Origin of the sequence: Sediminihaliea albiluteola, from assembly GCF_014077625.1 — a bacterium.
Lineage (GTDB): Bacteria > Pseudomonadota > Gammaproteobacteria > Pseudomonadales > Halieaceae > Sediminihaliea > Sediminihaliea albiluteola.
Genome location: NZ_JACFXU010000013.1, coordinates 1,194,689 through 1,219,976 on the forward strand (window position 1 = coordinate 1,194,689; position 25,288 = coordinate 1,219,976).

The window sequence follows — 25,288 nt, forward strand, 5'->3', positions numbered from 1 at the left end:
TGCCTACAGCTGCTCAAAGTCATCTGTCAGCACACAGTCAAAGCGCAGTGCATCATAGTGCGCAATACCCGCAGCCGCTTCTTCACTAATCACTTCTTTGGCCACCGCATCGTTCAAGGCAGTCTGTAAATCTACTCCAGAGACTTGGCCTTTTCTCCAAGCTTGATTAAAGCGCTGCCAAGTGTCATCTACCTGCAGCAGCGTCTGATAAGTGCGCTCAACACGCCCCACAGCATCCTCAGCATCCTCAGGCATGTAGACCTTCGAGAGCAGGAGTGACCGCACTGAGCTAGGCTGCATAATTAAGTCACCTAAGCGACGTATCTGATCATCACTAGGCTGGCGGTGTATACGCCCAAGAGGCAGGCAGATGACGCGCAACAAGCAAGCGAGCCAGCGCTGGGGGAAGTTCTCCAGAAACACCAGCAATGCCGTCTGCGCTCGATACAGTGCCTGAGTCAGTGCAAAATCGGCGTGGATATCCACAGCCTCACTCGGAGACTGGCTCTCGCGAAACTTGAGCAAACTACAGGCGATAAACAGCTGGCTGTGGACATCGCCAAGACGCGCCGACAGTAACTCGCGACGTTTGAGCTCACCCCCCAGCACAGCTAGTGCCATATCGGAGCATACCGCCAATGCGGCACTCATATGATTAATATGCTGATACCAGCGCTTGCCAAATTCATCCACCTCAGTGGGGGTAGGGCTAAAGCGTGAAGCGCTCAGGCCGAATAGGCTAAGTCGCGCAATATTGGAGAACACATGGGCCAAGTGTCGCATCAGCAAGGGATCAAAAGCCCGCACCCCCGCTTCAGGGTCAGAGGCCTCAAGGGTTTGCATTTCATCGTATAGATAAGGGTGGCAACGCATTGCACCCTGGCCGAAAATCATTAACGAGCGGGTCAATATATTGGCGCCCTCTACGGTAATGGCAACTGGAATACCGCGATAGGCAAAAGCCATGAAATTGCGCGGCCCCATCTGGATTGCTCGGCCAGCCACTACATCCATACCGTGATTGACGCTGCTACGCATTAACTCCGTGGCGTGATATTTAGCCATGGCAGTGACCACCGATGGGGCGCCATCAGCCAAGCCGCGAGTCACTAATTCACGCATTGCCTCCAGAGTGAAGGCTGTGGCGGCTATGTCAGCTGTAGCTTCCTGCACGCCTTCAAACTTGCCAATTTCGATATTGAATTGACGGCGTATGCGGGAGAAGGCTCCCACAGTCAGGTAGTTCATTTCACCGCTCGCTGTGGCCAATGCCGGCAGGGAAATACCCCGCCCTATACCCAGACACTCGATCAGCATACGCCAGCCTTTACCGGCCATTTCAGCGCCACCAATAATCCAGTCGATCGGAATGAAGACATCCTCGCCGCGGATCGGCCCGTTCATAAAAGGTGTGCCGGGATTGTGCCGCGTGCCTATTTCCACCCCTGGATGGTCAGCTGGCAGCAGGGCACAGGTAATTCCGTAATCTACTTTGGCAGTGTCACCTAACAGGCCCTCGGGGTCTTCTAGCTTGAAAGCCAAGCCGACCACCGTAGCCACTGGCGCCAAGGTGATCCAGCGCTTGCGAAACGTGAGGCGCAGGCCCAGCACTTCCTGCCCCTCGTGTTCACCGCGACAAACAATGCCCAGGTCTGGTATCGCCCCGGCATCAGAGCCAACCTCTGGCCCGGTTAAGCCAAAGCAGGGGATTTCATCGCCGCTGGCAAGCCCTGGCAGCCAGCGTTGTTTTTGCTCTTGCGTACCGTACTTCATCAGTAGCTCGCCTGGCCCCAATGAGTTAGGCACCATCGCTGTCACGGCGCCGGTAATCGAACGGCTGGCGATTTTGCTCATAATCCGACTTTGCGCATAAGCACTAAAATTTCGGCCACCATATTCTTCGGGAATGATCAGGCCCAAAAAACCCGCCTTTTTCAGGTAGGCCCAAGTCTCTTCACTTAGATCCTGTTTTTTATGAACTTCCCACTCATCGATCATGCCACAGAGCGTCTCCACCTCATTATCGAGAAAAGACTGCTCCTGCTCGCTCAATGTGGGTGATGTAATAGCGCTGAACTTTGACCAGTCGGGCTGGCCACTAAACAGATCCTTTTCCCACCACGTGGTACCGGCTTCTAGCGCCTCTCTCTCGGTAGTGCTCATCGGGGGCATGGCCTTGGCCAGCAAATTGTAGACTGGACGACTGAGTAGTTTCAGCCGCAGAGGCGCGTAGTTTAGTACTAGCACAAGCGCCAGCACTGGCCACAGTAGCCACCACATAGCCGACTCAAACAATGTCAGCACGAATACGCTCAACACCATAGTGATTGAGCTAGCGACAAGACTAACTCGGTAGTACAACAAAGCCGCTAATACAGCGACAGCAAGCAAAAGAGTGATCAGCATGGAGTCCTCCTTGAGGATTAAAGCAAAGCTAGTGCTAGCCCCCACTGTGGCACAGTTTTAGGAAAATACCCAAACATCCTAGTTAAGGGCGCTTGCTAGGACTTGAATTTCAACAATTAAGTCCCATCTATATAAGTGTCGGGGCGTGTCTTACACAGAGCGACCTTCGACCAGTTCAATGATTAAAACGTGTTGCTTCTTTAGGAGAATATGTAATGAACACAATCGATTTTAGCCCTTTATACCGTAACAGCGTCGGCTTTGACCGCATGGCCTCACTCTTAGATGCCGCTTTTCGTAACGACACTGCCGGCTCTGGCTACCCGCCTTATAATATTGAGTCGCTGGACGATTCGCGTTATGCCATTACCCTAGCCGTTGCAGGCTTTAAGCTCAGTGAACTCGACATCCATGTTGAAGGCGGAGTACTCACTGTTAGCGGCCGCAAAGAAGAGGAAGCTGAGCGCAAGTACCTACATCGCGGTATCGCTAACCGCGCTTTTGAGCGCAAGTTTAATTTGGCTGAGCACGTGGAAGTTAGGGGAGCCACATTGGAGCACGGCTTGCTAACTATCCAGCTGCTTAAGCAGATACCAGAAGCTATGAAGCCCCGCCGAATTGCTATTAGCAAGGGCGATGATGCCTTAGAGCACGATAGTAGCACTGCTGAAAGCAAAGCCACTGACAAGCAGCAGGCCGCCTAAGGCCAATGGGGCCCGCTTACCTCGGGCCCCTAACTAGTACAGAAAATTTAGCTTTGAGGGGCAGATGCCTCTCAAAGCTTTGCTCCACCTTATCAGCGATCAAAAGCTTACCGTCCAGCTTGCTTAGCTACTTCTGATACTTTTCCTTCCATTCGCTATAAGGCATACCATAGACCCGCTCCCGAGCGGCATCATAATCGATCTCCTGCCCCGCCTCTTCCGCCGCTGCCATATACCACTTGGCTAAGCAGTTACGGCAAAAGCCTGCGAGCTCCATCAAATCGATGTTCTGCACATCTTTGCGGCTATCGAGGTGCTGCAGTAAACGACGGAAGGCTGCTGCTTCAATTGCTTCACTATTTGACACTCTACTCTCCTAATCCATTGATATTTAACTGTGTTTTAGAACATGTGCTTCTAGAGCGCTTAACTAAGCCCCTCAATCCCCCAGATGTGCGACACTTCTTAAGATCAGTTGCACTAAGCCTGTTTGTCGAGTCACACCAGTCTTGGCAAATACCGCACTCAAATGCGACTTAGCTGTGTTGCGCGATATATTCAGCGCCCTACAAGCCTCGTCCAAGCTAGCGCCATTGGCCAACTGTAAAGCAAGCTTAGCTTCGGCAGGAGTAAAGCCGAATAAGGTCATCAGTATGTCCGATTGTGTTTCGCGAGGCTGAGCGGGGTCTGACACAAAAATCGCTACCGAGGGGTTGCGGCTGCCATCTGGCGCTGCTGCTAGTGGCAGCGGACGCATTAGCATGCCAATCCCAGGGCCACCCGCTGTACCCAAGCGCAGGGCCCTGATAAAAGATGGTTCGCCGCGTAAATGGGCCTGCATCACATCATCGAGGCAGGCGCGAAAGGCGGCATTGTCACGGCGGTCAACTAATCGCAGCTGTCCATCTTCGGACTGCATCCAACCCTTCTGAGCCAACAGTGCTTCGGCGGCGCGATTACTGTGTCGGATGCGAGCATTTTGATCCAAAATAAAAGCGGCCATCGCCATCCGGTCAACCGCAGTGGCGAATAATGCGCGCTCACTCTCGACTCGTGCGATCCTTGCTTGCAAACGCAGAGTCTGCTGGATATGGGGTAAGAGCTGTCGGCACAGCGCCTGCTGATATGTAGAAAAATTCTCTTTGGCCGCCAGCCTGGCAAAGCGTAGACGCGCACTGTTCCCTAAATCATCACCTAGATCAGCGCCCATCAAATAGCGAATTCCGGTGCTCTTTACATACTGCTGATAGTAATCTGAAGCGTAATAAGCCTCAGCAGACATAAACTCTTCAATGGTAAACACTTCCCCAGCCGGCAAGTTAACAAAGGGGTCTATGGCGAAATAAGTTTCGTTGTAGGAGTCGTAGATTTCAGATGACAACTCCACAGAATTAATCACCACACCGGCATCCCCCTCTCGAGGGGCGCGCAGAATAAGTGTCACATAGTCGGCGTCGAGTGCTTCTCCCAACAAACGCAAAAACTCTTCCCACGGCGGATCCGCCACCGGCCCACGGGACAGGGCCAGTAGCAGTGCGTTCATTGGCTCAGAAATTGTGTAGCTGCGAGTCACGTGGACAGATCCCAGTAAATGGGCATATTGTCGGAGTTGCAGCGCACAGGGTCAAATACCCTGAAAATGTGCTCGGGCTATAAAGGCGAGGGCTAGATCGCGCAGTACCCAGCCCAGACCAAGCCCATCTTGCCGGTTTTAGACGGGCATATACTCGCCGCCGTTAACATCCAGCGCCGCTCCGGTAACTACCGCTGCATAATCGGAGGCAAGGAACACTGCCGCTTTGGCGCAATCGGCGTCGTCGGGGATAATGCCCAGAGGAATATTACGCGTCACTTCGGCAATCATTTCTTCTTTCGAGCGGCCAGTTTCTTGCACCTGCCAATCAAAATAGCCTTCCACTGAGGGGCCCCACATCCACCCCATGTGGGCGCTGTTAACGCGAATATTGTCAGCCCCTAGCTCTAAGGCCAAGTGCTTAGTGGCATTGCGCAGGGCTGCCTTAGAGGCACCGTAACCACCTTGGGTCGCCAGTGGCTTGTGCTCTACCATGGTCGCAATCATGACAATGGCCCCACCACCGGCTTTACGCATAGCGGGCACACAGGCCTGTGTGAGCTGCATACTGCCAAAGAAGTTCACTTCCATGCTGCGCCGCCAGCCATCGAGGTCGGCCTCGGCGATCGGTTCAAAGTTACCGGCATCGTAGGCGCTATTAAACAACACATCGATGCGACCAAAAGCTTCTGTCGTTTTATCTGCAAGATTTTGACACTGAGCGACATCGCTAATATCAGTGGGGACCTTTAAAACCTTTGTGTCCAAGCCTAAATCTCGAATTTCCTGCTCAGCAGCATCTAGTTTGGCTTCAGTTCGAGCCGCTAAGACAACTGCTGCGGCACCTTCTTTGGCGGCCAGTGTCGATAACTCCTGACCGAGGCCGGGACCGATACCTGAGACAATCACAACCTTGTCTTTCAATAACATCTTTTTGTGCTCCGAGTTTTTTTTATCACTAGAAAAGCGCTGCCACTATAGCAGCAAAAATCTGCGCAAAGCGCGGCTGAGTGCCCTAGACAATGACAGCTTTGCATAGCTGATACACCACCCGAAAGGGTGAGCTATCTAGCAGGCCTTGACCTCAAGGTAAATCAGGCATATTGCAGTGCCACACGCTCACTGCCTATACGCTCGCGCAATGCTTCAATGAGCTCATCCGAAGGCAGCACTTGCCAGCGCTCACCCAACCTCACCCGCGCGCGGTTATCAGGCTGAGAATAAGACAGTGCAACGGGACAGCTTCCGCCAGCAGCGCTACTTAAGGTCTGTGCCAACCAATCAGCAAAGTGCTCATCGACCATGTCCCGATGAATTTCAAGGCGCAGCTCTGAGGCGTAATCTTGTCGCGCCTGTAACAGACTCCGCACTTCGCGCACCCGCATTGCCAGACCACCGGAGTAGTCATCGTGGGCAACGGCTCCCTCTACAATCACAATGCTGTCTTTTACCAGTAGATCGCGGTGGGCGTTATATGCCTCTGCGTAAACGGTTACTTCAATCCTAGCACTGCGGTCATCCAATTGCAGAATGGCCATCGTATCGCCGCGCTTAGTCTTCATCGTGCGGGTAGCGACAATCAAGCCGGCCAGTACTTGGCTACCTTGCTTGTCAGCACGCAGGTCAGCAATTCGAGTTGGAGCAAACATCCGCACTTCGGATTCGTAATCATCGATCGGGTGGCCGGTGACATACAAGCCTAGAGTATCCTTCTCTCCGCCGAGGCGCTCTTTACCTGTCCATGGCCGCACTTCGCGAAACGCCGCATAGACATCATCACCGCTATCCACTGGGCCTGCCAGTACTTCACCAAAGAGGTCTGCCATACCGCTGTCGCGGTTGCTAGCACTCTGTTCGGCAGCTTTAAGCGCATCATCGACACTGCTCATCAAAATCCAGCGCTCGACGCCCAGCGAGTCAAAAGCTCCCGAGCGAATCAGTGCCTCTATAGCGCGACGATTGACCTTGCGCGGATCGGTACGGGCACAAAAATCAAAAAGATCAGTGAAAGGGCCACCCTCTTCCCGCGCCTTGAGTATATTCTCGATCGGCCCTTCACCCAGTCCTTTAATGGCTCCCAGGCCATAGATGATGTCCATCGCCGGATTGACGGTGAACATATACTGCCCCTCGTTCACATCGGGCAACTTGAGGGACAAATCCATACGCCGACACTCTTCGACAAACACCACAATCTTGTCGGTGTTGTCTAGTTCTGAGCTCATCACCGCCGCCATAAAGGGCGCTGGATAGTGCGCCTTCAACCAGGCGGTTTGATAAGAGACCAGTGCATAAGCTGCCGAGTGCGACTTGTTAAAACCGTAGCCAGCAAACTTTTCCACAAGGTCAAATATCTTCATCGCCAGCTCGGCATCAACGCCTTTACTTGCTGCACCCTCAGCAAAAATACTGCGCTGTTTGGCCATCTCTTCGGGTTTTTTCTTACCCATCGCACGGCGCAGCATGTCCGCACCACCAAGGGTATAGCCGGCCAATTCCTGTGCGATCTGCATCACCTGCTCCTGATACAGGATGATGCCGTAGGTAGGCTTTAGAATAGGCTCCAGCCACTCGTGCTGATATTGGGCATCAGGGTAAGAAATCGCCTCACGCCCGTGCTTACGGTTGATGAAGTTATCTACCATGCCAGACTGCAAAGGCCCTGGCCGAAATAAGGCCACAAGGGCGATGATGTCTTCAAAGCTATCCGGTCGCAGGCGCTTAATTAGGTCTTTCATGCCCCGAGATTCAAGCTGGAACACCGCGGTAGTTTCAGCCGACTGCAGCAACTGGAAACTGGCGGCATCATCTAAGGGCAGTTGCGTAATATCTAGCGGCTCTTCCCCGGCCGCGGCACGCACTTCATCGACCATTTTCAAGGCCCAGTGAATAATGGTCAGGGTCCGCAGCCCTAAGAAGTCAAATTTGACCAGCCCGGCATCTTCTACATCACCCTTATCGTACTGGGTGACTAGTCCACTGCCGGTCTCATCACAGTAGAGGGGTGAAAAGTCGGTCAGGCGAGAGGGCGCAATAACCACCCCCCCAGCGTGCTTACCGACGTTGCGGGTGATGCCTTCGAGTTGCACCGCCATATCCCAGATTTCCTGAGCCTGGCTGTCCTCATCTAAAAAGTCCCGCAGTGTTTCTTCCTGCTCGATCGCCTTGGACAGTGTCATGCCCACTTCGAATGGAATCATTTTTGATAGCTTATCGGCCAGGCCATAGGCCTTTCCTTGCACCCGGGCGACATCGCGCACCACAGCCTTAGCTGCCATGGTGCCAAAGGTGATGATTTGCGATACCGCATCGCGGCCATAAGTATCAGCGACGTACTCAATAACCCGGTCGCGCTTCTCCATACAGAAGTCGACGTCAAAGTCTGGCATCGATACCCGCTCAGGGTTCAGGAAGCGCTCAAACAGTAGATCGTATTGCAGCGGATCGATATCGGTAATTTCCAGGGCATAAGCCACTAGTGATCCAGCACCTGAACCTCGACCGGGGCCAACGGGAATATCGTGCTGCTTAGCCCAGCGGATAAAGTCCATCACAATCAAGAAGTAGCCTGGAAAGCCCATCTCATTGATTGTGTTGAGCTCAAAATCCAAGCGCTCGCGATAGCGCTGCTCAGTGTGGGCAAAATCAGGCGCGCTGGTATCAAACAACACCGCTAAACGCGCACTCAAACCCTCGTGAGATAGCTGTGCGAAGTACTCCTCCATGCTCAGGCCTTCAGGCACTGGGTAGTCCGGCAAGTAAGGCTTACCGAGCTCCAGCGTGACATTACAGCGCCGTGCAATAGCTACGGTATTAGCCAGCGCTTCAGGTAGATCTGAGAATAGCTCAGCCATCTCCTGCGGACTCCGCAGATACTGCTGCTCGGTATAAGCACGGCTACGCCGCGGATCATCCAGTGTCCGCCCTTCCCGAATACAGACTCTTGCCTCATGCGCTTCGAACTCATCGCTATCGAGGAAACGCACATCGTTGGTCGCCACGACCGGACAGTGCAAGCGCTCAGCTAAAGCTACAGCGGCGTGTAGATGGGCCTCATCACCCTCGCGCCCAGTGCGGTGCAACTCGAGGTAATAGCGGCCCGGGTAAACTGACATCCAGTGTCTGGCCCGCGCCTCTGCTAAATCGTCTTTGCCGCCGAGCAAGGCCTGCCCGACATCACCTGCCGCGCCACAAGACAGCGCGATCACCCCCTCCGAGTGCTCAGCTAGCCACTCTTTGCTGACATAGGGCTGCCCTAAATACTGCCCTTCAAGATAAGCTCTGGAAATCAGCTCGGTCAGGTTCCGATAGCCTGCATCATTCATTGCTAGCAGACAGATTAGAAAGCTGCGCTCTTCTTCATCGCTGTCGCGGACGTAGAGATCAACGCCAAATAGGGGTTTTACACCCTTAGCGAAAGCGGCCTTATAAATTTTCACTAAGGCGTAAAAGTTGGCCACATCAGTGACCGCTACAGCCGGCATCCCAAGGCTCGCGCTACGCTCTATCAGGGGTTTAACCCGAACGATGCCATCGACAAGGGAGTATTCAGTATGGAGGCGGAGGTGTACGAATTCAGTCATGGTAGAGAGTTTACCGCTGGCACTCAGGGCAAGCTAGCAAGAGCTGTGCTTTTCACTGTGTGAGTAGATTTTTGAGGCTTAATTAATCAGTGCTACTGCGCGCAGAGCGGCTATCCGCTAGGGAGTGCTCAGCTGCTTCGCGGGGCTCGGCAATGACAATCGAATTGTCTAAGGCTTTGGCTCAAGCATATCCCGAACTGGAGCAAAACTGCGCCGATGTACAGCTGTCACGCCCAGTTCCTGCAAGGCGGCCAGGTGTGCCGCTGTTGGATACCCTTTGTGTTTAGCAAAACCGTAACCGGGGTAGACTGCATCGAGCGCCACCAGTTCTTGATCGCGCTGTACTTTGGCCAAGATGGAAGCTGCGGCAATAGCAGGCACCCGGTCGTCACCTTTCACTACCGGTTCGGAGGGGTAGTCCCAGCGCGGCAGACGGTTGCCATCTACCAATACATAGCTCGGGGTGACTGACAGAGCATCTACTGCGCGCTGCATAGCCAGCAGGGATGCTTGTAGAATATTGAGTGAATCAATCTCTGCCACTGAGGCTCGAGCTAGCGCCCAGCAAAGGGACTGTTGTTTGATTTGATCAGCTAGCGCTTCGCGCTTTCGCTGGCTGAGCTTCTTAGAGTCGCGCAGGCCCTCAATGCTTCGCTTAGGGTCCAATATGACCGCAGCTGCTACGACGTCACCTGCTAGGGGGCCGCGCCCCACTTCATCGACACCCGCGAGACCGGGCCCTTCAAAATCAACCGTGAATAGATCCTGCATCAAGACTTACCTTCGGCGAGCATGTCGAGTAAGGCCTCGGCCGTATGCTGGGCAAAGCCCAGTGCAAGCTCCTGATGAATCGCATCAAAGGCCTGCTCCTGCTCTTGCGCCGCTCCTGCGCCCTGCAGCAAGGGCAGTAGCGCATCGCACATCGCGCTGGCGCTAGCATCGTTCTGAATCAGCTCTGGCACCAGTGCTCGACCCGCTAAAATATTAGGCAGCGAGGCCCATGGAGTCTTGACCAGGCGCGATACCAAGGCCCATGACATCGGCGACATTCGATAGGCCACCACCATTGGTCGCTTTAGCAGCATCGCCTCAAGTGTGGCAGTGCCCGAGGCCAACAATACGGCGTCGGCGGCAGCCATAATCTCACGAGACTGACCGTCGACCAGCGTCAGTGGCAAATCCGGGTAAGAGGCCAGCAGCAATTCCAGCTGTTGGCGACGCGCTGGATTGGCAGCTGGCAGCACCACATGCAAGTTAGGTAAGCGACTGCACAAGGCCCTAGCCGCTTCAAAAAATAAGGGAGCTAGCTGGCTAACTTCAGCGCCACGGGAACCCGGTAACAGCGCCAGCACTTTGCCATCCACCGGCAGTCCAAGCGCCGCTCTGGCCGCAGGCGTGTCCACTTGGCGGGGAATCTCGTCAGCCAGCGGGTGGCCGACAAAACTGGCGGCCACATTGTGCTGCTGGTAGATCGGCAACTCAAAAGGAAACAAACACAGGACCCGATCAACGGCACGGCGAATGCCTTTAATGCGTCCCTGGCGCCAAGCCCAGACCGTGGGACTAACTAAATGAGCAGTCTTAACTCCCACTTCGCGCAATTTGCGCTCCAAGCGGAGATTGAAGTCGGGGGAATCAATGCCGAGGAATAAGTCAGGAGGGTTATCACGAAAATGCCGGTACAGGGCTCGGCGGATACGCAGCAGTTCTGGCAAACGCTTCAGTGGCTCGACGAAACCCATCACCGAGAGCCGCTCCATAGGGAACATGCTCTGCAGACCCTGGGCCTCCATTAAGGGCCCTCCAATGCCTTCTACTTGCAGCTCGGGTACTCTTTCACGCAGAGCAGCCAAAACCCGAGAGCCGAGGATATCGCCGGAGGCCTCCCCGGCCAAAATGCCTATGCGCATAGCTTGTTAACGGACGATACCGCGTTCCGAGGCCCGTACAGAGTCGATCAGCACTTGCACCTCCGGCGTATCGCGCAGCATAGTTTCCAAACGCTGCAGCGCCAGCTCAAGGGTCAGGCCCTGACGGTAAAGGATTTTGAAAGCTCGGCGCAGCTGACTGATCGCTTCAGAAGAGAAACCTCGGCGACGCAGGCCTTCAATATTAATTGTTTTGGCCTCTGCTGGCGCACCACTGACAGTCACATAAGCTGGCACATCCTTGCCTATTGCCGTGCCCATGCCACTGAAGCTGTGTTCACCGATTTTGCAGAACTGGTGGACCAGTGTATAGCCGCTCAGAATAGCCCAGTCACCGACTCGCACATGCCCCGCTAGGGCTGTGTTATTGACCAAAATAGTGTGGTCACCCAAAATACTGTCGTGGCCAATATGCACATAAGCCATGATCAGGTTGTGGTTGCCAATAGTGGTCTCAGAGCGGTCCTGCACTGTGCCGCGATGAATGGTGACATTCTCGCGAATGATGTTGTTATCGCCAATAACCAGACGCGTGGGCTCATCCCGATATTTCAAATCAGGGGTCGCCTCACCTACTGTTGAGAACTGATAAATGTGGTTGTTCTCGCCAATGCGAGTCGGACCTTTGATCACCACATGGGACTCAATGATAGTACCCGCCCCGATTTCCACTTCGGGACCTATCAAGCTCCATGGCCCAATGGTGACGTTATCCGCCACCTTGGCCTTTGGATCAATAATGGCTGACTCGTGGATCATATTTTAGCGGTCGGCACAAAGAATGGTGGCCGATGCGGCAAGCTCGCCATCGACATCGGAACTAACATCAAACTTCCACACACCGCGGCGATCAGAAACAATCGATGCGCGCAGCATGACTCGGTCACCCGGTACACAGGGACGCTTGAAGCGCAGCTTATCAGCACCAACAAAATAATAAATTGAGCCGTCAGCAGGTGTTTTATTCATCGTCTTAAATCCGAGAATACCCGCTGCTTGAGCCATAGCTTCCAGCAAAAGCACACCGGGAAAAACCGGCTTGTCTGGAAAGTGCCCATTAAAGAAAGGCTCATTGATACTCAGGTTCTTATAGGCGACGATCGATTCGCCCAGCTTCATCTCAACTACCCGATCAACTAGCAGGAAGGGGTAGCGGTGAGGTAAATGTTTGCGTATTTCGGCGATGTCCATCATAGGACAACTATCCCTCCGTATTATTCGTCCCGCTGTTTTTCGAGACGTGTCAGGCGCCGTTGAATTGAGTCAAGCTGCGCAAAGCGTACTGCGTTGCGCTTCCAGTCCCGAGTGGCGGTCATCGGGGTACCGGAAGAGTATGAGCCGGGCTCGGTAATGGATTTAGTTACCATGGTCATGCCGGTCACATGAACGTTGTCACAGATCTCAACATGGCCAACTACACCCACGCCGCCGGCGAGCGTGCAATTAGCCCCTATAATCGTGCTTCCGGCCAAGCCAGCGCAACCTGCGATCGCGGTATTTTTTCCGATCCGGCAGTTATGCGCTATTTGTACGAGGTTATCGATGATCGCGCCATCTTCAACGACGGTATCATCAATAGCACCGCGATCAACCGTGGAGCAGGCCCCAATCTCAACTCTATCACCTAAGGTGACGCCACCGAGCTGGTGTATTTTTTCCCAGCCAGCGGGCCCCGGGGCAAAGCCAAAACCATCTGCTCCCAAAACAGCTTGGGAGTGAATGGTACAGTACTTGCCGACCGTCACTCCGTGGTTCAATACTGCATTGGGGTAAATTCGCGAGCCCTCACCAATCCGGCAGCCGTGGCCAATATAAACGTTAGCACCAATGACCACATCCGCGGCAATCACCACACCAGCCTCAATCACTGCATTGGCGGCGATAGAGGCGCTGCTGTGAACATCAGCTGCGTTGTCAACCGTAGCAGCGGGGTGAATTCCCGGCGCTGGCTCTGGCGCTTTGCTAAACAGGCCGCTGACCCGCGCGAAGCACAGGTAAGGGTCCTCGGCGATCAGGTGATCCACCGGGCATCGATCAGCCAGAGCTGGAGCTACAATCACAGCACCAGCGGTAGTGCTCAAGAGCTGCTCTTCATACTTCCGGCTAGCCAGAAATGCGAGCTGATCCGGGCCCGCGGCACTGAGTGATGCAAGCCCGCTAATGCGGCGCCCAGCCTTCCCCGAGAAGGCTATACCCAGAAAGTCTGAGAGCTCCTCGAGCGTATACATGCGCTTACTTCGCTGCGCTTTGGTTCAGCTTATCGGTTACTTTCGCGGTGATGCTATAACCGGCGTCAGCGTGGATAACCGAAGTGCGCTGCAGCAATAAGCCAATGCCTTCGCTGCTGATCAGGTCGCGCAATACTTCTTGGACCTTGGGTGACATTTCCTGCAGTAAAGCCTGCCCAGCGGACTGTTCAGCTTGCTGTAGCTTACCGGTGACGTGCTCTAAGTCAGACTGCTTGCTCTGAATCTTTTTACGCGCTGATAGTTGCTGCTCCTGGCTCATTACCGCTGCATCTTTCTGGTAGTCCTTGAGCAACTTATCGAACTCATTTTTCAATTTGTCAAACTCAGCCTTGTCAGATTTGTAATCGGACTGCGAGCGAACTTCATCGAGACGCTTTTGCGCGTAATCGGTTTGCAGAATCGCCTGCTCCAAGTTAACGACTGCGATCTTGCCTTGGGCCAAAGCGATTGTCGGCAATAGCAAAGCTGCGACAGTCAGTGCAATTTTCATCATTCTAGACACTATTATCTCCATTACTGGGTTACAAAAAAATTAGAAGCCACGGCCAAGGGTGAACTGGAATACCTCTTCCTCATCATCCGGACCGGCGTTAAGAGGCTTGGCAAGGCTGAAAGTCATCGGACCAAAACCTGTAATCCAGCTGACACCCACACCTACTGAGTAGCGCAGTTCATCGACATCCACATCAAAGCAGTTGAGCTGTTTAGAGCTACAACGGGTATTAAACACGTTCCCTGCATCCACAAAGAAGGCTGAACGCAATTTGCTGCGATCTTTTAAGAAAGGCAATGGAAAAAGAAGTTCCACACTACCTTCAATCAATACGTTACCACCGAAGGGATCTGGGTCATCGCGCACTGTCGAGTAACGCAACTTGCCTGTCACAGGATCGCGCACATAGCCAAAACCTCTACCATCAGGGCCGCCACGCTCTACAACGGCGCCTTCTTCGTCTAGCTTAGTAACTGGGCGGTCAATTTCGTAGAGCTCTGCTGGCGTACTGCGCGGCCCCAAGGTATTACTCTCATAGCCCCGCACTGAACCAAAACCACCAGCGAAGAAGTGCTCGTAGAAAGGCAGCAGGCTGGTGTCACCGTAGCCATCGCCATAACCCAACTCAGTGCGGAAGCGCAGGGTCCACTCATTGGCAATTGGGTAGAATACTTCACCGCGATAAGTCAGCTTATAGAACTCAAGGTCAGACCCTGGCACTGACAGCTCCAGAGCCACTGACTGAGCGGCACCGCGTGTTGCCAGACGACCGCGGTTCAAAGTCGACTGACTCCAGCTAGAGGTCACTGTCCAGTTGAGATACTCGTTGTCGTGAAGATCTAGGAAGCCCTTATCTGTGGGAATGGTCAAGGCCTCTGGCAGCAGCACATCCATTGGCATCAGCTGCTCAACATCGAGATAACTCTGCGTGGTTTGATCAAAGGTGCTGTCGTAGTAAAAGTCGATACCGTTTTGTAGTCGCGGACTAGCCTTAATTTCCTGTACTGCGAAGCGACCCGCAGTAATCTCGGTATTAGATACGCCAAAACTAAAGCCTAAACGCTCGGTCTCGCTAATCGGGTAACCAAAGTTCAGAGAGGCACCGAGCGTATCAGTGGTGTAGCTCGCCACGTTGACCTCTGACAAGTCGGTTGAGCGATAGTAGATATTAAAGCCGCGGCTGACACCATCTTCGGTGTAATAGGGGTTGGTATAACTGAAGTTATATAAATCCTGATAACGGGAGCTGTTCATGGAGATACCCACGCGACGCCCCGTACCGAGGAAGTTATCTTGCTGTAGGTTAAGACCCAGAATGAGGCCCGCATCTTGTGCGTAACCAAAGCTAGCGCCGATGCTACCAGAGGACTGCTCTTCGACGCTGAAATCAACATCGATAAGGTCATCGTGGCCCGGCACTTCCGGTGTTTCAACAGTAGCTCGACTAAAGTAACCCAAGCGCTCTAAACGCACGCGCGATTGTTCAATAGCCGCGGCAGAGGCCGGCGCACCTTCCATTTGCCGCATTTCCCGGCGCAGTACATCATCGGCAGTTTTCTTGTTGCCTTGGAAGTTTACCCGGCGCACATACGTACGCTTGCCAGGGTCAACAAAGAACTTCATTGATACCGTAGAGTTTTCTTCATCCAGCTCTGGTATACCAGTGACTTTGGCAAAGTTATAGCCTTCGTTGCCCAGGCGTCGGGTGAGATACTCTTCCGTCGCGGTGACCAACTGCTGCGAGAAGGTCTGCCCTTCAGCAATCAGTAAAAAGCGACGTAAATCAGATTCAGGCAGTACTAGATCGCCAGACAAATCGACCGTACTGACAGTAAACTTCTTGCCTTCGCTAACGTTGGCAGTGATGTAGACTTCTTCTTTGTTAGGCGAGACCGATACCTGAGTGGAATCGATGGTGAACTGCAGATAGCCACGGTCCATGTAGTATGAACTCAGCGTCTCCAGATCCCCGGTCAGTTTCTCTCGTGAATACTTATCGTTGTTAGTAAAGAATGAAAACCAGCCCGTAGTCTTCAGAGCGAACAAATCGCTGAGCTCTTCGTCACTAAAGACCTCATTGCCCACTATGTTGATGTGCTTGATCGATGCTACCGTACCCTCGTCTACATCAATGTTAATCGATACTCGGTTACGTGGTTCCGGCAGCACCTCGGTTTCAATATTGGCATCGTAGCGCCCCTGCTGGACGTACTGACGTTGCAGCTCTAGCTGCATACCCTCAAGCGTAGAGCGCTGGAAGACCTGCCCTACTGCCAAACCAGCCCCTTTTAGGCCATCGAGCAGCGCCTCGGTCTCAATCGCTTTGTTACCTTCAATTTTGATTTCGCTGATGCTCGGCCGCTCGGCGACGATGACCACCAAGACGTTGCCGTCGCGGCCAATGCGAATATCGTCAAAGTTGCCGCTGGCAAACAAACTGCGAGCCGCAGCCTGAATCGCCTCTTCACCGACTAAGTCACCTACTTGCAGAGGCATGGCAGCAAAGACACTGCCGGCGGAAATGCGCTGCAGCCCTTCCACTCGAATGTCACTGATAATAAATGATTGGGCGGAAGCTAAGGGTGCAAAGAGCGCCAAACTTAGCACTAACCATGAGGGTAATCGCGAGATCAAAGTACTTTTAAACACCGAATAAGGCCTGCCAGCAAGTCATGTTGATTGATTTGATTTATTCCCGACACACTCGGCTACAGGCGTGCGAAATCGTTATAGAGGGCCAGTGCCATGATTCCTAGAACCAGGAACAAGCCCAATTGGTACCCAAAAGCCTGTATTTTCTCAGGTACGGGCCGCCCCGCCAGCAGCTCCACTGTGTAATACAGCAGATGCCCCCCATCTAATACCGGTATCGGCAAGAGATTGAGAACCCCCAAACTGACACTGAGTAAAGCCAGAAAGCTGATATACGACTCCAGCCCCGACTTAGCGGAAGCGGAGGCCACTTTAGCAATGGTAATGGGGCCACTCAAGTTTTTTGGTGAGATCAGGCCCTGTATCATCTTCTTGATTGAGCTGAGCGTAAACACAACTAACTCACCAGTCCGGTCTACCCCAGCGACCAAAGCCTCTACCGGACCCCGAGGGAAGCTGCGCAGCAGCTCTGGCGGCATTTCAGGAATCACCACAGCAACACCTACTCGCCCAATGGCCTCACCCTCATCCGAGACGACTCGCTCCGGCACGATAGCAAGTTGTAATTCTTGCTCACCACGGCGCAGTTGCAAAGTAATTTCTTGGCCAGGGCGGGCGCGGACATACTCAACCCAGTCCTGCCATAGCGGCATGGCGATGCCATCTGCTGAAAGCACCATATCACCGCTCTCCAGTCCCGCCAGCTGAGCTGGACTGCCCGGGCTAATCTCACCGACTTGCGGCAAAATTTCAGGGGTATAAAGGCTCAAACCAAGCCCACCGAACAAATCCGGCTGCTCCTGCTCCGACAGCCATTCGTTCACCACGGCTTCAGATTCATAGAGCACGTCGGATTCGGGGTATTTCACCGTAAAATGAATGGTTCCGGAGTCGCCTATTCGGTCTAGCAATTGAAAACTCAAGGCCTGCCAAGTAGGCGTTGGCTTACCATCCACTGCGACAATTTCCTGGCCGACTTCTAGGCCCGCCACCTCAGCAATGGAGCCAGCCTCCACCTTGCCTACCAGCGGTGCATAGCCAGTTTCCCCAGCCATGAATAAACACCAATAGGCCAGGATCGCCAGCAAGAAATTAGCCAGAGGCCCTGCAGCCACCACAGCAATCCGCTGTAACACCGGTTTGCGGTTAAAGGCTTGGTGCTGATCTTCTGCTGCCACTTCAGCTTCACGCTCATCCAGCATCTTCACATAGCCACCCAAAGGGATAGCCGCAATGCTGTATTCAGTACCCTGTTTATCGCGCCAGCTATAGAGCGACTTGCCAAAGCCGATTGAAAAGCGCAGCACCTTCACACCGCAGCGCCTAGCCACCCAAAAATGGCCGTACTCGTGCACCGCCACCAAGATTCCCAAAGTCGCCAGTGTAATTAAAATGGTGTAAATCAAATCCATTATTTTGCTCCCAAGCCTGCAGAACGGCGTCCCGCGACTTGGCTAATAAGCACCTCGGCAGTGTGCCTTGCTTCTAGGTCAGCTGTTTCGACCACAGCCAGTGAAGTCGGTTCAATGATCGCTGAGCGCCCCAAGGTCTGCTCAATGATCGATGCTATAGCAGTAAAGCCTATACGTCCCTCTAGAAATGCTGCCACAGCGACTTCATTGGCAGCATTGCATACTGCCATAGCAGTCCCCCCGGCGCTAACAGCTTCGCGAGCCAAACGCAGGCAAGGAAAACGCCCCTCATCAGGCGCTTCGAAATCGAGCTGTGCAATCGCCACCAAATCCAGCGGCTGCACGCCTGAATCAAGACGCTCCGGCCAAGCTAAGCCATAAGCAATTGGCGTACGCATATCTGGGTTGCCCAGCTGCGCCAATACCGAGCCATCGCAATACTGCACCATGGAATGCACGATACTTTGCGGGTGCACCACGACTTCTATTTGCTCTGGCGACAGGTCAAACAGCCAGCAAGCTTCAATAAACTCCAGACCTTTATTCATCAGTGTTGCAGAGTCTACCGAAATCTTTCGCCCCATTTCCCAGTTGGGATGGGCACAAGCCTGATCTGGAGTCGCTGCGGCCATTTGCGCCGCGGTCCAAGTGCGAAAAGGCCCACCGGAAGCGGTCAGCAGCACTTTGCTCAACCCGCCGTGCTCTATTTTACCGCTGCGATCTACCGGCAGACATTGAAAAATTGCGTTGTGCTCGCTATCAATGGGCAACAGCAGCGCCGCCGAAGTCCGCACCGCATCCATCAATAGATGTCCAGCCATAACCAGTGATTCTTTATTAGCAAGCAGTACCCGCTTGCCGGCCTGGGCTGCAGCCAGCGTCGACGGCAAGCCAGCCGCCCCCACTACTGCCGCCATTACTGCATCGACCTCGGGGTCAGTGGCGGCCCGACGCAGCCCCTCTTCGCCCTGCAACACTTGAGTGCCCAATTCTTTGGGCATCGCCAAACGCAAGTTTTCGGCGGCCTCAGGACACATCATAATCGCGTACACTGGTTGGTGTGCAAGGCACTGCTCTAGCATCTTCGCCACAGAGGTATTGGCCGCAAGGGCGTAGACACGATAGCGCTCTGGGTGGCGCGCGATAACATCTAGGGTGCTCACCCCAATGGAGCCCGTAGAGCCCAGAACGCTGATTGCCTGCTGCGATTGATATGCCATTGTGTTACCAGCCGGCCAAGAGTAAACCGAGAACAAATACCGGCGCCGCAGCGCAAATACTGTCGAGTCGATCGAGAATGCCACCGTGTCCTGGTAGCAGCGAACCACTATCTTTCACTTTGCTATGTCGCTTCACCATACTGACGGTCAAATCGCCAACCACCGAAGCCAATGCCGTGGCCAGGGTCACTGCCACGACAGCCGCTAAGCTCACGTGGGCCATCTGCGGCGGCAATAAGGACCAAAACAGCAAGGCCAGCAGTAGCACAGCAAGCATGCCGCCCCAAAAACCCTCCCAGGTCTTAGCTGGGCTCACATCTTCGGCGAGCTTGTGACGGCCAAAGCGCTTACCCGAAAAATAGGCCCCAATATCGGCCGTGGCCACAATCAGGATCATGCAGACCATGAGCAAGCCACCCCGGGGGAAGCTCAACAAATACACTGCCGCCACCCAAGCCAAGACCATAATAAGGAAGCCCATGACACTGCGAGCGAGCACGCTACCCCAAAATACCGCACTAGTGGGGTAGCTCTTCACCCACAACAGGGCAAAAGACCACCACAAACACGCTAAACCTAAGATCGGTTGTACCTGCTCCCGCAGTGGTCTATCACCCAGATCGCAGTACAAATACAAGGCCAACATCGCCGCAACTATCGATAACACGTAGAGTAGCCGCGCTATCAGATGACGCCAGCCAGCCATCAGCGCCCACTCCCAGGAGCCTAAGGCAACCACCAGGGCAAAAGCTATGGCCAGCCCGAGTAGGGGCAAAAAAGCCACGGCAGAGAGAAACAAAGCGGCCATCGCCAGGGCAGTGAATATACGCTGCTTAAGCATCGGAGTTCCCAATTTTTATTTTATCAGCTACGCGCAGACCAAAGCGCCGCTCACGACGGCCATAATCGGCCAGCGCTCGAACAAACTCCAGCTCGCCGAAATCAGGCCACAAGATCGGGGTGAAATAGAACTCGCTGTAGGCAAATTGCCACAACATGAAATTACTAATGCGTGCATCACCGCCCGTGCGTATGCACAGATCAGGTGGCGGCAGATCGCTAGCGGAGAGATAGGGTGCCATCACCTCAGGAGTAATAGCTTCGGGCTGCAAGCGTCCTGCCTGCACCTCCATAGCCAGCGAGCGGGCCGCCTGAGCGATATCCCATTGGCCACCATAATCAACAGCAATGACTAATGTAGCGGCCTGATTCGCCTCAGTCAGCTGCTCCGCCTGCAACATGCGGCGCTGCAAACGTTCACTGAAGCGCTCCCTCTGCCCGATAAAGCGCAGTCGAACGCCATCCTTATGCAGCTGACGCACCTCATTGCGCAAGTAAATCAACAACAAGGCTAACAAGGCTCGAACCTCGCGCCGAGGCCGTCCCCAATTTTCACTGGAAAAGGCAAAGAGAGTCAGAACTTCTACGCCCTGATCTCGACAGGCACGCAACACACCACGCACCGCCTCCACGCCAGCACGATGACCTGCCGGACCAGACAGGCCCTTCAGCTTGGCCCAGCGATTGTTGCCGTCCATGATAATAGCAACATGCCGCGGCACTGCCGCGACAAAATCACTACCCTGCGAAGCAGCGCCCCCAGTTGTTGATCTCAGCTCGATGACTTAGATTTCCATCAAGTCCGCTTCTTTGACGCTGAGCATTTCATCTACTCGCGCCACAAAGCTGTCGGTGAGTTTTTGGATGGTATCTTGGCCGCGACGCTCTTCGTCTTCACTAATCTCTTTATCTTTGACCAGATCTTTCAGCAGCGCCATGGCGTCACGACGTGCATTTCGTACTGATACCCTTGCTGCCTCTGCCTCTGAGCGAGCCTGCTTGATATAGCCTTTGCGGGTTTCTTCAGTCAGCATCGGCATCGGGATGCGAATTACCTCACCTGCAGTAGCGGGGTTGAGCCCTAAGTCAGACTTCATGATGGCACGCTCAATTTCAGGCACCATCGTTTTGTCGAAAGGAACCAGCGACAGAGTCCGAGCATCTTCAACGTTTATATTCGCCATCTGGTTTAAGGGCGTATCAGCACCGTAATAATTCACTCGAATACCGTCCAATAGGCTAGGGTGAGCCCGGCCGGTGCGGATTTTGTTGAAGTTGTGCGTCAGTGCCTCAAGAGTTTTCTCCATGCGGCCAGATGCATCCGATTTGATATCGTTAATCACGTCTCTTCTCTCCTTTTACTCAGACGCCTGCTCGATCAAGGTGCCATCCTGGCCGCCTCGAACAATGTTAAGTAAGGCACCTGGTTTTTCCATTTCAAAAACCCGTACTGGCATATTGTGATCGCGACACAAGCAAATAGCGGTCAAATCCATCACTTCCAGCTTTTTGTCCAACACCTCATCGTAACTGAGTCGCTCATATTTCTGCGCCTCAGGATGCTTAAAGGGATCTGCCGAATAAACGCCGTCAACCTTGGTCGCTTTTAGCACCAACTCTGCGCCCACCTCAATACCGCGTAAACAGGCGGATGAGTCAGTGGTAAAGAAGGGGTTGCCAGTGCCGGCACTGAATATCACTACATCGCCATTACTTAAGGCCCGTATCGCTTTACGCCGATCATAGTGGTCGACCACTCCGCTCATGGGAATGGATGACATAACCTGAGTGGCTATATTGGAGCGCTCCAGGGCATCGCGCAGAGCCAGTGCATTCATCACTGTCGCCAACATGCCCATATGATCGCCAGTGACTCGATCTAGACCGGCTTTCTGTAGAGCAGCGCCGCGGAACAGGTTACCCCCGCCCACGACCAGACCAACCTGAACACCAATACCAACTAGCTGGCCCACTTCCAGCGCCATGCGGTCGAGTACTTTGGGGTCGATGCCGAATTTTTCGGACCCTGTCAGCGCCTCTCCACTGAGTTTCAGTAAGATGCGCTTATATTTTTTTTCAGCTGTGTTTTGCGGCATGATTTAGTCTCCTAAGCTGGGGGCGTATATTACAGGACATCTTCCTAACACCCCAGTGCATTTTAGTCATAGCTAGCCACTCTCGGCCCGAATAGGGCCCCGGGGCCCGGTCAAGCACTCCACCGAAGATCAGGGCCCAGCAAGCAGTGACTATTCTCTGCAGCAAAAACATTGAGCTAGCAGCGCCTGCTGTTATTTTCTAGCCAGTCCACAATATTAGGCACAGCAAGAAACTTTAGACAAAAAAAACGGGACCCCTTGAGGTCCCGTTAAGTGATATCACTCGCAGTACTTAGCCTTTCAGCTGAGCAGCCACTTCATCTGCAAAGTCGACTTTCTCAACTTCAATGCCTTCACCCACTTCAAAGCGAGCAAAAGACACTACCTCAGCACCGGCAGCAGACACCAACTTACCAACTGTGGTGTCAGGGTCTTTAACAAAAGCTTGCTCGGTCAGGCTGTTTTCAGACAGGAACTTCTTCACGCGACCGTCAATCATCTTCTCGATAATCTCTGCTGGCTTACCAGACTCTTGAGCCTGCGCACTGTAGATTTCCTTTTCTTTGGCAATCACCTCTTCTGGCATGTCGGCTGGTGATACCACCTGTGGGTTAACCGCAGCAACGTGCATTGCAACATCTTTAGCCAGATCCTGGTCGCCGCCTTTGAGCTCAACCAATACTGCGATGCGGTTATTGCCGTGCACATAAGCACCCACTACACCGGCGTCAGCTGTAACAATCTGAGCGCGACGCACAGTGATGTTTTCGCCAATTTTCTGTACCAGTGCTTCGCGATCAGCTTCTAGTTCGCCAGCCATCAAGGCAGCCACGTCGGACTGCTTATTTTCGAATGCTGCGCCTAAGACCTTATCAACAAAGGCCAAAAAGCCAGCGTCACGAGCAACAAAGTCAGTTTCGCTATTTACTTCTAACACAACGCCGTAGCTGCCATCTTCGGCAAGACGTGTTGCAACAACACCGTCAGCTGCGGTACGACCGGCTTTCTTAGCAGCCTTCATGCCGCTTGATTTACGCAGATCTTCAATTGCCTGATCTATATCGCCACCGGCAGCTGCCAGAGCCTTTTTACACTCCAACAAACCCAGTCCGGTGCGCTCACGAAGTTCTTTGACCAGTACTGCAGACATACTGTCCTCCTGCTAGTCCCATAGGGGAAAATTTTTAATACGGAATTCCCCAGCAGCGAATAGCACCGCCGGGGATTATTGCCAAACCCAGTCACAAGCCTGTCACCGGGTGAGTGTTCTTACTCGGCTGCGGCTTCTTCGACAAACTCGTCTTTATTGACGACAGCTTCGCCGGATTCAGCACGGCCAGCTAGGCAGGCATCAGCCACTGCTGTCACATACAACTTGATAGCGCGAATGGCGTCATCGTTACCGGGGATCACGTAGTCCACACCGTCTGGGTTAGAGTTGGTGTCCACCACGCCGATCACGGGGATGCCCAGCTTGTTCGCTTCGGTGATGGCAATGCGCTCGTGATCAACGTCGATAACGAACAGCGCATCAGGCAGTCCGCCCATATCCTTGATACCGCCGATACTACGCTCCAGCTTTTCCATATCGCGAGTACGCATCAGCGCCTCTTTCTTGGTCAAGTGATCAAAAGTACCGTCACTTTGCTGGGCTTCGAGCTCACGCAGACGCTTGATCGAGGCACGGATTGTTTTGTAGTTGGTCAGCATACCACCCAACCAGCGATGGCTGACGTAAGGCATGCCAGCTCGCTCCGCCTGCTCCTTAATGATCTTGCCAGCGGCACGCTTAGTACCAACAAACAAAATCTTATTTTTGGAAGCAGCCAGCTTTTTCACCATGGTCAAAGCGTCTTCAAACGCCGGCACGGTGTGCTCGAGGTTAATAATGTGGATTTTATTACGGGCACCAAAGATGTACTTGCCCATCTTGGGGTTCCAGTAACGGGTCTGGTGACCAAAGTGTGCACCTGCTTGAAGCAGGTCACGCATGCTTACTTGCGACATATTAAATACCTTGTATTGGGTTAATCCTCCACATATCCCATGCTCCAAACCGGCGTGCCGGCACCCTGGACCAGGTTGCGATATGTGTGTGTCATTAGGGTTTCCTCCCAACTGAAGCCGAACCTTAGTCGTAAGGTTTTGTCAGGAAGCCGCGCTTTATACCACATAAGCCCACCTGATTAAAGCAGAACTCTCAGCAAGCACTTTTCTCAGTCTTCGGCCCAGGGCAGGCTTTTGAGCCATGCTTGCGGTAGAATAGCCACCATTATCTAGCTCCAGATTGAGCAATATCCATCTGAAGCCAAGTAACACCCCACTCTATTAACCAGTTTAGGTGCTCACAGGACAGTATGGCGGTATTAATTAAGACAGCTGAAGAATTTGAAAAAATGCGAGCAGCAGGCCGACTGGCTGCCGAAGTGCTCGAAATGATCGAGCCGCTGGTCGAACCTGGCATGACCACCGGTGAAATCGATCGCATCTGCCACGAGTATATGACAGAAGTACAGGGGGTGATCCCTGCCTGTCTCAATTACCACGGCTTCCCCAAGTCGATCTGCACCTCGGTAAACGAGGTGATCTGTCACGGCATCCCCTCGGATACCAAAAAGCTCAAAGACGGCGATATCATCAATATTGACGTCACCGTGATCAAGGACGGCTACCACGGCGATACCAGTATCATGGTGCTGGTCGGCGACGCCCCAGACCACGCTAAACGCTTGGTGCGCGTAGCCCAAGAGTGCCTTTATAAGGCCCTGGATATTGTGCGCCCCGGTACGCGGCTAGGTGACATCGGAGCCATCATTCAGCAGCATGCTGAGAAAAACTATTATTCAGTGGTCCGAGAGTACTGTGGCCACGGGATTGGCCAGGGCTTTCACGAAGACCCTCAGGTGCTGCACTACGGTAAAAAAGGTACCGGACTCATACTAGAACCGGGCATGACCATCACTATCGAACCGATGATTAACGCGGGACGTCGCCACACCAAACTCAATAAGAAAGACGGCTGGACGGTTTCTACTAAAGATGGCCGTCTGTCGGCTCAGTGGGAACATAGTATTGGAGTGACCGAAGACGGCTGTGAAATTTTCACCCGTCGCAGCAACGAAACCTTCTGAG

Annotated in this window: 22 protein-coding genes; 2 read left to right on the plus strand and 20 right to left on the minus strand. The window is 53.5% G+C overall.

The genetic code is table 11. The features are described 5' to 3' along the window. Positions 1–3: 3 nt before the first annotated feature. Positions 4–2,406, minus strand: a complete 2,403-nt coding sequence (locus tag H2508_RS06350; protein ID WP_182170329.1) for an acyl-CoA dehydrogenase — start codon at positions 2,404–2,406, stop codon at positions 4–6. Between the two features lie 215 nt (positions 2,407–2,621). On the opposite strand from H2508_RS06350, the gene H2508_RS06355 reads away from it, so the two are divergent. Then, positions 2,622–3,110, plus strand: a complete 489-nt coding sequence (locus H2508_RS06355) for an Hsp20 family protein (protein WP_182170331.1) — start codon at positions 2,622–2,624, stop codon at positions 3,108–3,110. Positions 3,111–3,237: 127 nt separating this feature from the next. Here H2508_RS06355 and H2508_RS06360 read toward each other — a convergent pair whose 3' ends face one another. The 19 genes from H2508_RS06360 to rpsB all read right to left on the minus strand — a co-directional run bounded on the left by H2508_RS06360 (position 3,238) and on the right by rpsB (position 24,163). After that, on the minus strand, positions 3,238–3,477 hold the full coding sequence (locus H2508_RS06360; RefSeq protein ID WP_182170333.1) for a DUF1244 domain-containing protein: 240 nt from the start codon (positions 3,475–3,477) through the stop codon (positions 3,238–3,240). A gap of 72 nt (positions 3,478–3,549) precedes the next feature. Continuing rightward, a complete protein-coding gene (locus H2508_RS06365; RefSeq protein ID WP_182170335.1) occupies positions 3,550–4,683 on the minus strand; it encodes a helix-turn-helix transcriptional regulator in 1,134 nt (377 codons plus the stop codon). A gap of 138 nt (positions 4,684–4,821) precedes the next feature. Then, positions 4,822–5,613, minus strand: a complete 792-nt coding sequence (locus tag H2508_RS06370) for an SDR family oxidoreductase (RefSeq protein WP_182170337.1) — start codon at positions 5,611–5,613, stop codon at positions 4,822–4,824. A 164-nt stretch (positions 5,614–5,777) separates the two neighbouring features. Beyond that, positions 5,778–9,266: a DNA polymerase III subunit alpha gene (gene dnaE, locus H2508_RS06375; RefSeq protein WP_182170339.1), complete on the minus strand. Its 3,489-nt coding sequence runs from the start codon at positions 9,264–9,266 to the stop codon at positions 5,778–5,780. Positions 9,267–9,434: 168 nt separating this feature from the next. Next, the gene (gene rnhB, locus H2508_RS06380; protein ID WP_182170341.1) at positions 9,435–10,037 is read right to left on the minus strand and encodes a ribonuclease HII; all 603 of its coding nucleotides are present in this window, start codon (positions 10,035–10,037) and stop codon (positions 9,435–9,437) included. Beyond that, positions 10,037–11,176: a lipid-A-disaccharide synthase gene (gene lpxB / locus H2508_RS06385; protein WP_182170343.1), complete on the minus strand. Its 1,140-nt coding sequence runs from the start codon at positions 11,174–11,176 to the stop codon at positions 10,037–10,039. Before lpxB ends, rnhB begins: the two co-directional genes overlap by 1 nt. 6 nt (positions 11,177–11,182) lie before the next feature. Then, positions 11,183–11,953, minus strand: coding sequence for an acyl-ACP--UDP-N-acetylglucosamine O-acyltransferase (gene lpxA, locus H2508_RS06390; protein ID WP_182170345.1), 771 nt, complete (start codon positions 11,951–11,953; stop codon positions 11,183–11,185). Positions 11,954–11,956: 3 nt separating this feature from the next. Further along, positions 11,957–12,388, minus strand: a complete 432-nt coding sequence (gene fabZ, locus H2508_RS06395; RefSeq protein WP_182170348.1) for a 3-hydroxyacyl-ACP dehydratase FabZ — start codon at positions 12,386–12,388, stop codon at positions 11,957–11,959. A gap of 20 nt (positions 12,389–12,408) precedes the next feature. Beyond that, positions 12,409–13,422 (minus strand): UDP-3-O-(3-hydroxymyristoyl)glucosamine N-acyltransferase, encoded by a 1,014-nt coding sequence (gene lpxD / locus H2508_RS06400; protein ID WP_182170351.1) that lies wholly within the window; start codon positions 13,420–13,422, stop codon positions 12,409–12,411. Positions 13,423–13,426: 4 nt separating this feature from the next. Beyond that, positions 13,427–13,936: an OmpH family outer membrane protein gene (locus tag H2508_RS06405; protein ID WP_235965118.1), complete on the minus strand. Its 510-nt coding sequence runs from the start codon at positions 13,934–13,936 to the stop codon at positions 13,427–13,429. A gap of 39 nt (positions 13,937–13,975) precedes the next feature. Next, entirely contained in the window at positions 13,976–16,570 is a 2,595-nt protein-coding gene (gene bamA, locus H2508_RS06410; RefSeq protein WP_220463653.1) for an outer membrane protein assembly factor BamA, read from the minus strand. A gap of 74 nt (positions 16,571–16,644) precedes the next feature. After that, a complete protein-coding gene (gene rseP / locus H2508_RS06415) occupies positions 16,645–18,000 on the minus strand; it encodes an RIP metalloprotease RseP (RefSeq protein WP_182170360.1) in 1,356 nt (451 codons plus the stop codon). Continuing rightward, positions 18,000–19,220 carry a 1-deoxy-D-xylulose-5-phosphate reductoisomerase gene (gene ispC / locus H2508_RS06420; protein ID WP_182170363.1) on the minus strand — a complete coding sequence of 407 codons (1,221 nt, stop codon included), beginning with the start codon at positions 19,218–19,220 and terminating at the stop codon, positions 18,000–18,002. The genes rseP and ispC overlap by 1 nt, the downstream gene beginning before the upstream one ends. A gap of 4 nt (positions 19,221–19,224) precedes the next feature. After that, positions 19,225–20,061 carry a phosphatidate cytidylyltransferase gene (locus H2508_RS06425; protein ID WP_182170366.1) on the minus strand — a complete coding sequence of 279 codons (837 nt, stop codon included), beginning with the start codon at positions 20,059–20,061 and terminating at the stop codon, positions 19,225–19,227. Continuing rightward, on the minus strand, positions 20,054–20,782 hold the full coding sequence (uppS, locus tag H2508_RS06430) for a polyprenyl diphosphate synthase (protein ID WP_328799327.1): 729 nt from the start codon (positions 20,780–20,782) through the stop codon (positions 20,054–20,056). The genes H2508_RS06425 and uppS overlap by 8 nt, the downstream gene beginning before the upstream one ends. Positions 20,783–20,845: 63 nt before the next feature. Further along, positions 20,846–21,403 carry a ribosome recycling factor gene (frr, locus tag H2508_RS06435; RefSeq protein WP_182170372.1) on the minus strand — a complete coding sequence of 186 codons (558 nt, stop codon included), beginning with the start codon at positions 21,401–21,403 and terminating at the stop codon, positions 20,846–20,848. Positions 21,404–21,418: 15 nt separating this feature from the next. Continuing rightward, the gene (gene pyrH / locus H2508_RS06440) at positions 21,419–22,156 is read right to left on the minus strand and encodes a UMP kinase (protein WP_182170375.1); all 738 of its coding nucleotides are present in this window, start codon (positions 22,154–22,156) and stop codon (positions 21,419–21,421) included. Between the two features lie 292 nt (positions 22,157–22,448). Further along, a complete protein-coding gene (gene tsf / locus H2508_RS06445; protein WP_182170378.1) occupies positions 22,449–23,306 on the minus strand; it encodes a translation elongation factor Ts in 858 nt (285 codons plus the stop codon). Positions 23,307–23,425: 119 nt separating this feature from the next. Next, positions 23,426–24,163 (minus strand): 30S ribosomal protein S2, encoded by a 738-nt coding sequence (gene rpsB, locus H2508_RS06450; protein ID WP_182170382.1) that lies wholly within the window; start codon positions 24,161–24,163, stop codon positions 23,426–23,428. A gap of 350 nt (positions 24,164–24,513) precedes the next feature. Between rpsB and map the strand changes: the two genes are divergently transcribed. After that, on the plus strand, positions 24,514–25,287 hold the full coding sequence (gene map, locus H2508_RS06455; RefSeq protein ID WP_182170385.1) for a type I methionyl aminopeptidase: 774 nt from the start codon (positions 24,514–24,516) through the stop codon (positions 25,285–25,287). Position 25,288 lies beyond the last annotated feature (1 nt).

Excerpts from the sequence above, each read along its gene's own strand:
- H2508_RS06350 (WP_182170329.1), bottom strand. The coding sequence starts at position 2,406 with ATGCTGATCACTCTTTTGCTTGCTGTCGCTGTATTAGCGGCTTTGTTG.
- H2508_RS06355 (WP_182170331.1), top strand. The coding sequence starts at position 2,622 with ATGAACACAATCGATTTTAGCCCTTTATACCGTAACAGCGTCGGCTTT.
- H2508_RS06370 (WP_182170337.1), bottom strand. The coding sequence starts at position 5,613 with ATGTTATTGAAAGACAAGGTTGTGATTGTCTCAGGTATCGGTCCCGGC.
- dnaE (WP_182170339.1), bottom strand. The coding sequence starts at position 9,266 with ATGACTGAATTCGTACACCTCCGCCTCCATACTGAATACTCCCTTGTC.
- rnhB (WP_182170341.1), bottom strand. The coding sequence starts at position 10,037 with ATGCAGGATCTATTCACGGTTGATTTTGAAGGGCCCGGTCTCGCGGGT.
- lpxB (WP_182170343.1), bottom strand. The coding sequence starts at position 11,176 with ATGCGCATAGGCATTTTGGCCGGGGAGGCCTCCGGCGATATCCTCGGC.
- lpxA (WP_182170345.1), bottom strand. The coding sequence starts at position 11,953 with ATGATCCACGAGTCAGCCATTATTGATCCAAAGGCCAAGGTGGCGGAT.
- fabZ (WP_182170348.1), bottom strand. The coding sequence starts at position 12,388 with ATGATGGACATCGCCGAAATACGCAAACATTTACCTCACCGCTACCCC.
- lpxD (WP_182170351.1), bottom strand. The coding sequence starts at position 13,422 with ATGTATACGCTCGAGGAGCTCTCAGACTTTCTGGGTATAGCCTTCTCG.
- H2508_RS06405 (WP_235965118.1), bottom strand. The coding sequence starts at position 13,936 with ATGATGAAAATTGCACTGACTGTCGCAGCTTTGCTATTGCCGACAATC.
- rseP (WP_182170360.1), bottom strand. The coding sequence starts at position 18,000 with ATGGATTTGATTTACACCATTTTAATTACACTGGCGACTTTGGGAATC.
- ispC (WP_182170363.1), bottom strand. The coding sequence starts at position 19,220 with ATGGCATATCAATCGCAGCAGGCAATCAGCGTTCTGGGCTCTACGGGC.
- H2508_RS06425 (WP_182170366.1), bottom strand. The coding sequence starts at position 20,061 with ATGCTTAAGCAGCGTATATTCACTGCCCTGGCGATGGCCGCTTTGTTT.
- pyrH (WP_182170375.1), bottom strand. The coding sequence starts at position 22,156 with ATGCCGCAAAACACAGCTGAAAAAAAATATAAGCGCATCTTACTGAAA.
- tsf (WP_182170378.1), bottom strand. The coding sequence starts at position 23,306 with ATGTCTGCAGTACTGGTCAAAGAACTTCGTGAGCGCACCGGACTGGGT.
- rpsB (WP_182170382.1), bottom strand. The coding sequence starts at position 24,163 with ATGTCGCAAGTAAGCATGCGTGACCTGCTTCAAGCAGGTGCACACTTT.
- map (WP_182170385.1), top strand. The coding sequence starts at position 24,514 with ATGGCGGTATTAATTAAGACAGCTGAAGAATTTGAAAAAATGCGAGCA.